Origin of the sequence: Sodalis-like endosymbiont of Proechinophthirus fluctus (genome assembly GCF_001602625.1) — a bacterium.
Lineage (GTDB): Bacteria > Pseudomonadota > Gammaproteobacteria > Enterobacterales > Enterobacteriaceae.
The window spans coordinates 371-6,591 of record NZ_LECR01000037.1 but is presented as its reverse complement, the minus strand read 5'-3'; the positions used below and the strand labels follow the sequence as shown (position 1 = coordinate 6,591).

Sequence of the window (6,221 nt, the reverse complement as noted above, 5' to 3'; positions counted from 1 at the left end):
ACGGCCAGGGTACGAAACTGGCTAGGCTCGTCCAGCGTGACTACCTCGCCGGGCGTGAAGCGATAATCCGCCGCGCAATACTAAAACATCGACGAGGGGTGCGCAGCGTCACCACAGAATGCGCGAAGGAGTAACGATCACTCTGAGTGCTGATGACTAAATCCACTTCGCCATTGTTGAGTATTTACACCATTTGCGGACCGCGTTTCACACAGACATCCACTGACAGTATTTGGGATAATCAGGTAATGCGGTTAAGCAGGTAGGGAAGATAGTGTAGGCCGTATCATCGCGGCCGACACTATGGTTAGCACACCCTGGATATTATTGAACATAAGGGAAGTGCGAGCTTTATCCGTGTACAGTAAAATCTTGCGGGCATAGCCAAGAAGTTGAATGCTATATTCAGTTAAGATCTTATTACATAAGCGAAAAGATCTTTCATCACAAGATGTTCTAATCGCTGCACTTGCTGACTAATCGCAGACCGCGTGCGGCAAATTGATGCCGCTGCTGCAGCAAAAGTGTATTGATGCCGCTGCTGCAGCAAAAGTGTTAAGTAAGATCGGCGACGGCAACAAACGTTCTTAATATATCGAGATCAAGATTGAGTATGGGAAGATTTGCATTGGTCATATATTGTTTCCACGTATTGTCTTCACTGTTTGAATTCTAATTAACAAACTACTGTCCTGGCGTTGCAAAATGTGGTAACTCCATCGTATTGTCAAAATCTGGCCTTGAGCATATCATGTCATATCCATGACACCGGGCGCCTCGAACAATATGCACTGCTTGTGCCGGATGGTTCATCCTTTAACAATCACACTACCACTTGTTAATAACAAGACTACCGCGAAGCTGAAACTAAGCACCAATGCTGCCAATACATTTGCTTTGTTAAGGATAAAAAATTTCCTTATTATAAGGAAAAATAAGCTAACTATTAATAATTAATCGCTACTTTTACCTTACTGCGACACTTATTTATATAAGTTTACTTTAATTGTTATTTAAAAGAATAAATCGTTCTTCTTTTTCCAAATCTGGCCGCCTGTAAAGGCATACTATAAATAACCCCGCGACGGTCAAGAAGTTAAATTTCAACCCGTGCGCCAAAAACGACACGCACCAAACACTCCCTCAACGAGGCGTAGATTTCGTCATTTGCTTGCCCAATATCCTGGACGGTACATCGCGGACATACTCAACTACCCGCACGCTAACAAAAGCATTATCACGGCCTTTCGCCCTCTCAGGCCCCATATCTCCCATGATCCCCAGCTTTTGATCCACACCGTAACTTATTCGCTGGCATGATTGTATAAAAAGTGATCGGCCACCGCATTTAATTTCGTTGCTCATTCCTCAACGCTCATTATTATGAATGATTATTATAACAAATTTTTTAATTATTATTTAAAATATAGATTTATATTCATATATTTTAGTCGCTGGGGAAACGCACAATCCTTCTCGCCGCACGGTTTCATTCTTCAAAAGCGCTCGAGACAAGAGTATATTAAGCAGACCATGCGTATCCATGGTGGGAATACCCTGTCTGATAGAAGGATTAATATCGTGGTTGCATCCGTAGAAAAATCCGGCAAACTGGAATACGTTTGTTATGACATTCGTAGCCGCATGCTGAAAGAGGCGAAACGCCTGGAAAGAAGGCAACAAAGTCACTAATTGAATATCGACAAACCAACCCGCCCCGTTCATTTTTGAAGCACCGAATGAGATCTTGGTAGATGTAATTCGCAATCTGTCTACTGCCCAAGGTTTATAGCTACTACAAGTGGCTATATTCCGTGCGCAAGGTCCATTGCGCACGGCCATTATGCAGCATTCACGAGATGCTGGATCTCGCCATGGCGGATGTCTATATCGGCAAAGGTGTCTCGGAATTGATTCAGCAATCTATGTAGGCGTTGCTTAACGGCAGCAATGAGGTGTTGATCCCGGCGCCGGATTACCTTGCTGTGGACGGAGTCAGTTGCGCTATCGGACGGCAACGTGGTGAACTATCTGTGCGGTGCATTATCTGTGCGATAAGGAAGTTGGTTGGTTCCCAGCCTGGGAGATATCCGCCGCAACAAAATAACGCCCCGCATGCCTAGGCCGGTAATTGTCAATCCGAATAATCCGACCGGAGCAATCTACAGTACAAACGTGCTGTTGTCGCTGGTTGAAATCGCCCGGCAGTATAACTTAGATCTGATTATTTTCTCGGACGAAATTTATGACAACATTCTCTGTGACGCCGCGGAGTATCACTCTATCGCGGCGCTGGCACCCGATCTCCTTACCGTCACGTTCAACGGCCTGTCGAAGCGGTGTGCTATATAGCGCTACAACGCCAAGTGCTTCAATATCCATAACAATCAGAAGCTGGTGTTCAATCTGCTGCTGCAAGAGAAAGTGCTACTGGTTCAGGGTAGCGCTTTTAACTGGCCCTGGCCCTGGCCGGATCACTTGCGCATTATGACATTGCCACGGATTATGACATTGCTACAGATAGACGAGCTTGGAACCCACCATCGGCAAATTCTGTCGCTTTATGAATCATTATAATCATCACTAATAAGCTAGCACGCGGCGCACGGTAAGCCAAGCCGGTATGGCGCCAAACGGACGCCGCAGTGGCAGATGCACCTTGGCTGTCCGTGCCGATGCCGATGGCTGGGAGATTTGCATATCCGCCGCCGAGTGCGCACAATAGCGTTTCCGTTATCGCGTCTTTCTGGAAACGTTTATGAACAAAAGTCACTTCTTCGTCCATCTGTTACGCCTAAAGCTGATTAACCGCTGGCCGATGATGCGCAATGTGCGCACCGAAAATGTCTCGGAGCATAGTCTACAGGTGGCGTTTGTGGCCCACGTTCTGGCACTCATCAATAATCACCTGTTTGGCGCCAACCTGAATGCCGAGCGTATCGCGCTGCTGGCAATGTACCACGACGCCAGCGAAGTGCTGACCGGGGATATACCGACACCTATCAAGTATTACAACGCCCAGATCGCTCACGAGTGCAGAAATATTGAAAAAATCGCGCAACAAAAGTTGATTGATATGGTCCCAGAAGCGCTGCGTGAGGATTTCCGTCTGCTCATCGACGAGCAACACCACCTACCAGCGGAGAAAGTCGTCGTCAAGCAGGCCGATGCGCTATGCGCCTATCTGAAGTGTCTGGAGGAGATTTCCGCCGGTAATACCGAGTTTACCCTGGCGATGGCGAGACTCGAAAAAACGCTGAACGAGAGGCGCAGCCCCGCGATGGACTATTTCCAGACAGTATTTATCCCAAGCTTCAGCTTGTCGCTGGACGAAATTAGCCAGGATTCGCCGCTGTAGCGTTGACTAGCCCCAACACCAGTGTACTAATGGCGAGGAGACCGGTATCATGGACGCCGCAGCGGCAGTATTGAAAATAAACAGCCCGGTCACCGTGCATAGGATAAACAGGCTCAGCATCATCATATGCGCCCTGGTCCCGTCCGACAGGCACATGAACAGGCGCACTAAGATATCCACGCCGCCAGTCTTCTCCCAGCGCCAGCGCGAAGGGCATCGTGCTGACAATCAGAATGAGACTCGGCCAGTAGATCGCTTTATAGGCGCTATTCATATCGATGCAGAGGAACATTCCCATCAGCATGCAGATGATAAGCGCGGCGATGGAATTGGGGAACAGAAACGCGCCCATCGCGGATACAGCAACAGCATACGCACCTCACTGTTGCCCGCCATACGCCATACGTACCAACCAGTCCTCTACCAACAGCGCAATGCAGATACACACAAGCCCGTCGCTGATGTCGAACAGCGCGGCGATGAGTAGCACGTTAGGATCGCTGAAACCATCGGCGGTCAAACGCCTGCGGTAGCTGCTGCAGGCGGCTAAGGTCGTTTAACAGTTCATAGTCGCCTGGCAGCGCGCTTTACGACGTCGATGGTTTCGGCCTCAAAGCGTTCCAGGAGACGATACTTGTGTTATATCGTCTCTTCGCTTTGCCTCGGCATAAAGTGGTACAACGAGGTAATCGCCTATTTGCTATGTATAAAATTCAACACTTCCGCCTTCGGCACGCCGTGGCACTGCGCGCAAGTTACCCTAGGCCAACTGCTCCACTACCGGCAACGAATCTATCAAAGTCCCATCCATATCAAACAAAAAGCCTAAACCGAGCACAAGCCGCTCCTTAACTTCATCTTCAAGCATTGATAATTTGCGAAATTTCCACCCGCGCTCAGGTGATATTGACGAGGATAAACCTGCCAGATCGCCAGCATACACAGATAGTTATCCCATATTTTTGTTTGGGCATTGAAACTGTGGGCACCAAGAGTCGAAGTGGGTGTAGCAACCTTCGGTGAATACTATGAAACAGACATAGATAAAATAACGCGCTTCCGTGGCGGCATCGAAACCGATAAACGCCAGGCAACGCTCGTCAATGTCCTGGCAGTCCTTCAAAATGGAGCAGGACACCTGCATGGCGTGATACATTTCTATGATATGGATAATGCTACGGCAAACGTCCATGCTCAACGAGCCGAAATAGCGATCCAACTAGTACATTTACAGACCGTAGCCGCGCTCGATGTTGGTTTGCAGTCAACAGTAGCGCTCGCTGTTGTCGGGGTCAAGCAATGTCAGCATTTATGCTAATTTGATCAGATATGCCGTTGGGCGTTGGTCATGTCTATTTGGTTATAACTATCTATAGATAGAGCATCACCAGTAAAGCACTCCCGATGGTGCTAAGAGCCTGGCCACGCTAGGAAGGTTCACAGACGTCAGTATGGCATAACGCTGGACGCTGGGGTGGTGCAAACCCCACTTTGTTTGATTTAAACCATGACCAGATAAAATATTTATGGCGGCGGGTGTGCAAGACGCGGCTTAGGATTTACAAATTATCCAGAAACGCCTTATCGAGCAGTTTAAACGCCTTTTCAAGCACCTCGGTCAGCATCTGATAGGTGGGTACCCCTTTTAACCGGAGTCACCGCTTGGCCGGCTTCATTAAGCTTTTGCCGCACTTTATTGAACTAATTCAGCAGCGAAGGCAGCAGCAAGCGGCGTGACCGACCGCTTGCCTAGCCATCACAATCTTTGCATCAGCAGGATGCAGGCAAAGATAGTGGTTGCCACCGCGGGATTAAGCTGCCCCAGAGGGCGATTTGCCAGCTCAGGGTAAAAAGATCGCGCCCGCCGGCCGGAATTTAGCGCACGCCGAAACGCGTAGCGCGTACCAACACGGTATTCAGGGAAGATTGGCACCAGGATTTTTTCGGCGGGCCAGGCCTTTATATAGTGTTGTCCGCATTGGAATATCTTGTACTAACTTACTGAATAGTAATGAATTGTCGACATAGCAAGCCTCAACTTTATGAGCAATAATTAAAATTATTGCTCAATTTCGCGATGCATTTTATAACATTTAAATATATTTTGTCTTTACCGCGGTCTCTCGTTATCCTATTTTCCGCGCACGGGACTTATCATGCGCTAGCGCCAGCATTCAGGTCGATCGCGATAACTAAGGGGCAAATATGCCTCCTAGGGCTAACGTATCAGGCCAGCGTAAGCTCATTGCCGACATTATAACTGCGGAAAACACTGCATCGATAATGTTAATCATAAATGTCAGCGGCGGAATATACTTCTGCTACGATTGAAGCCTGTTTGACGAATTATTAACCACGCATAACAAGTAGGTACTTCCATGTCGAGTAAGCTAGTACTGGTTCTTAACTGTGGCAGTTCATCTTTGAAATTCACCATTATCGATGCCGCCAATGGTGAAGAATATATCTCTGGTCTCGCCGAGTGCTTCAATCTACCGCAAGCGCGTGTCAAATGGAAGATGGACGGCGCCAAGCAAGAAGCAGCATTAGGTGCCGGCAGCGCGCACAGTGAAGCACTGCACTTTGTCGTTAATACTATTTTGGCAAAAAAACCGGAACTTTCAGCACAATTAACCGCCATTGGTCACCGCATCGTACACGGCGGTGAACGATTCACCAAGTCTGCCATTATTAATGATGATGTATTAAAAGGCATCGAGGATTCCATCCCGTTCGCACCGCTGCATAATCCGGCACATCTTATAGGTATCCGCAAAGCTCTAAAAGAATTTCCGCAGCTGGCACAAAAGAACGTAGCGGTTTTTGATACTGCTTTCCATCAAACAATGCCTAAAGAATCGTA

Annotated in this window: 5 protein-coding genes and 4 pseudogenes; 3 read left to right on the top strand and 6 right to left on the bottom strand. The window is 48.0% G+C overall.

The window, feature by feature from the left end; all coding sequences use genetic code 11:
• Window positions 1–247: 247 nt before the first annotated feature.
• Together BG74_RS12890 and BG74_RS12885 are read right to left on the bottom strand one after the other, a co-directional pair.
• Window positions 248–636, bottom strand: a pseudogene (locus BG74_RS12890) (LysR family transcription regulator); the annotation flags it as partial.
• 507 nt (window positions 637–1,143) lie between these two features.
• Window positions 1,144–1,296, bottom strand: a complete 153-nt coding sequence (locus BG74_RS12885; protein WP_187202586.1) for a hypothetical protein — start codon at window positions 1,294–1,296, stop codon at window positions 1,144–1,146.
• A 237-nt stretch (window positions 1,297–1,533) separates the two neighbouring features.
• Between BG74_RS12885 and BG74_RS10575 the strand changes: the two are divergent.
• A pseudogene (locus BG74_RS10575) lies at window positions 1,534–2,587 on the top strand (aminotransferase class I/II-fold pyridoxal phosphate-dependent enzyme).
• Between the two features lie 171 nt (window positions 2,588–2,758).
• On the top strand, window positions 2,759–3,358 hold the full coding sequence (gene yfbR, locus BG74_RS04005; protein ID WP_066596760.1) for a 5'-deoxynucleotidase: 600 nt from the start codon (window positions 2,759–2,761) through the stop codon (window positions 3,356–3,358).
• Here the strand turns inward: yfbR and BG74_RS04000 are convergent.
• From BG74_RS04000 to BG74_RS19505, 4 genes and pseudogenes are all read right to left on the bottom strand, one after another.
• Window positions 3,336–3,710: a hypothetical protein gene (locus tag BG74_RS04000; protein WP_066596758.1), complete on the bottom strand. Its 375-nt coding sequence runs from the start codon at window positions 3,708–3,710 to the stop codon at window positions 3,336–3,338. The two genes, yfbR and BG74_RS04000, sit on opposite strands and share 23 nt — an antisense overlap.
• 27 nt (window positions 3,711–3,737) lie before the next feature.
• Entirely contained in the window at window positions 3,738–3,878 is a 141-nt protein-coding gene (locus BG74_RS12880; protein ID WP_187202585.1) for a hypothetical protein, read from the bottom strand.
• A gap of 340 nt (window positions 3,879–4,218) precedes the next feature.
• Window positions 4,219–4,667 (bottom strand): annotated as a pseudogene (locus BG74_RS10570) (YfbU family protein).
• A gap of 447 nt (window positions 4,668–5,114) precedes the next feature.
• Window positions 5,115–5,291: a DUF412 domain-containing protein gene (locus BG74_RS19505; RefSeq protein ID WP_369678502.1), complete on the bottom strand. Its 177-nt coding sequence runs from the start codon at window positions 5,289–5,291 to the stop codon at window positions 5,115–5,117.
• A gap of 445 nt (window positions 5,292–5,736) precedes the next feature.
• On the opposite strand from BG74_RS19505, the pseudogene BG74_RS03990 reads away from it, so the two are divergent.
• Window positions 5,737–6,221, top strand: a pseudogene (locus BG74_RS03990) (acetate kinase); the annotation flags it as partial.

Coding starts and splice junctions, on each gene's coding strand:
- yfbR (WP_066596760.1), top strand. CDS start 2,759: ATGAACAAAAGTCACTTCTTCGTCCATCTGTTACGCCTAAAGCTGATT.
- BG74_RS04000 (WP_066596758.1), bottom strand. CDS start 3,710: ATGGGCGCGTTTCTGTTCCCCAATTCCATCGCCGCGCTTATCATCTGC.